Origin of the sequence: Phytoactinopolyspora endophytica, assembly GCF_004138495.1 — a bacterium.
GTDB classification, from domain to species: Bacteria; Actinomycetota; Actinomycetes; order Jiangellales; family Jiangellaceae; genus Phytoactinopolyspora; species Phytoactinopolyspora endophytica.
This window is the reverse complement of record NZ_ML142859.1, coordinates 17,635-19,747: the sequence shown is the minus strand read 5'-3', so window position 1 is coordinate 19,747 and position 2,113 is coordinate 17,635. Positions and strand designations below refer to the sequence as shown.

Here is a 2,113-nt window from a genome sequence, read left to right as displayed (position 1 = left end):
ATGGGGTCGCGGCGCACACACGAGCAGGCGGCCGTCGCGGCGGCCAGAGCCGCGTACATCGGCGGTTTCGCCTCCACCAGCAACCTCCGGGCCGGCCAGATCTATGGCGTTCCCACCCGGGGCACCAGTGCGCACGCCTTCACACTGCTGCACGACTCGGAACGGGACGCGTTCACCGCCCAGGTGGAGAGCCTCGGCAAGGGCACGACGCTACTGGTGGACACGTACAACGTGTCGGAAGCCGTCGCCTTGGGCGTCGAGATCGCGGGCACCGACCTGGGCGCGGTCCGGTTGGACTCCGGAGACCTGCTCGTCCAAGCACACGAAGTGCGCGCGCAGCTCGACGAGCTGGGCGCCACGGGCACCAAGATCATCGTGACCAGCGACCTCGACGAGCACGCCATCGCCGCTCTCGCCGCCGCCCCGGTCGACGCGTACGGGGTCGGCACCTCTCTGGTCACGGGCTCTGACGCACCCACCGCGGGTCTGGTGTACAAGCTCGTCGCACGTGAGGACGCGCACGGTGAGCTGACGGCTGTGGAGAAGAAGAGCAAGGACAAGCCGGGGGTAGGCGGCCGCAAGCACGCGATACGCCGAAGCAACGGACAGGGCGTCGCGGAGGCCGAGGTGCTCGGCATCGGCGGCCCTCCAGAGCACAACGACCACGACCGTCCTCTGCTCATGCCACTCGTACGAGAGGGTCAGATCGTCGGGCGCGAACCGCTCGACGCCGCCCGCAACCGGCACCACAGGGGCCGAGCGGAACTGCCCCGTACCGCAGTGCAGATGTCTCGTGGTGAACCCGCCATCCCCACGCGCTATGAGGAGCAGCGATGAAGCGTGCACTGATCGTCGTCGACGTGCAGAACGACTTCTGCGAAGGCGGTACCCTCGCCGTCCACGGCGGTGCCGAGACCGCTTATGCGATCGCCGAGGTGCTGCGGCAATGGCAGGACGAGGAACCGGATGACCGCCCTTACGACCACGTCGTCGCGACCCGGGACCATCACATCGATCCAGGCGAGCATTTCTCTGAGACTCCGGATTACGTGACGAGCTGGCCGCGGCATTGCGTCGCGGACACCGACGGCGCCGCATTCCACCCCAACTTGGACCCGCAGCCGTTCGATGCCATCTTCAACAAGGGCGAGTACTCGCACGGCTACTCCGGCTTCGACGGCAGCTGCCAAGAAGGCACCGGACTGGCCGCGTGGCTTCGGGAACGGGACGTCTCGTCCGTCGATCTCGTCGGTATCGCCACCGACCATTGCGTCCGCGCGACCGCGTTGGACGCGGTCCGGGCCGGGCTGTCCACGCGTGTGCTGCTCGACCTCACCGCGGGTGTGGCGCCGCATACCACCGACCGAGCGCTCGCCGAGATGCGAGAGGCGGGCGTCGACCTGATCGGCGAGCCGCTCGTCCGCATGGTGTGAGGCTCGCCCGCCGATCGGGTGGACGCCACGGAGCCGGGCTCGCGCGGAGTCAGGCGAACAGCTTCTCCAGCACCTCGGCGACGCCGTCGTCGTCGTTGCTCGCACATGTGGCGTCAGCCGCCGCGACGACGTCCGGATGCGCGTTGGCCATGGCGTACGACGTCCCTGCCCACTCCAGCATGAGCACGTCGTTGGGCATGTCGCCGAACGCGACCACGTCCTGCGAGCCGATGCCCCGCTCAACACAGAGCGCGGCCAGGGTGGACGCCTTCGACACACCGCGCCCGCTGATCTCCAGCAACGCCTGGCCATCGGAGAAGGTGGCGGTCGCGAGATCGCCGATCGCCACCGTTCCACGGCGGATGAACTCATCGGGCTCCATCACCTCGTGACGGGCCAGCAGCTTGGCCACCGGCTCGGCGAGCAGCAGCTCCAGATCACCCTCGAGCGCGTCTTGCGGAAGCACCCAGCGGTGCATGAACGCCGGCTCCCGGCCATACAGCAGCTCTCGCTCCATCGCGAACGTCACTCCGGGCAGAGCAGCTCGCAGCACCAGCGCCACCTTCATCGCGTCGTCGCTCGGCAATGTGTACCGCTCGACGATCCGCCGGCCGGCTACGTCGTAGACGAGCGCACCATTCGCGCAGACGGCGATGCCGTGCGAACCGACGGCGTCCGCA

The 2,113-nt window shown here is 68.5% G+C and carries 3 protein-coding genes; 2 read left to right on the top strand and 1 reads right to left on the bottom strand.

Translation table 11 applies throughout. The features are described from left to right. On the top strand, positions 1-837 hold an 837-nt coding region (locus tag ELR45_RS20240; RefSeq protein WP_476704136.1), incomplete at its 5' end, for a beta/alpha barrel domain-containing protein. Then, the gene (locus ELR45_RS20235) at positions 834-1,433 is read left to right on the top strand and encodes a nicotinamidase (RefSeq protein WP_129667986.1); all 600 of its coding nucleotides are present in this window, start codon (positions 834-836) and stop codon (positions 1,431-1,433) included. The genes ELR45_RS20240 and ELR45_RS20235, both read left to right, overlap by 4 nt. Before the next feature lie 49 nt (positions 1,434-1,482). On the opposite strand, the gene ELR45_RS20230 is transcribed toward ELR45_RS20235, so the two are convergent. Then, positions 1,483-2,113 (bottom strand): HAD hydrolase family protein (locus ELR45_RS20230; RefSeq protein WP_205856936.1); only part of this gene is annotated, 631 nt, incomplete at its 5' end.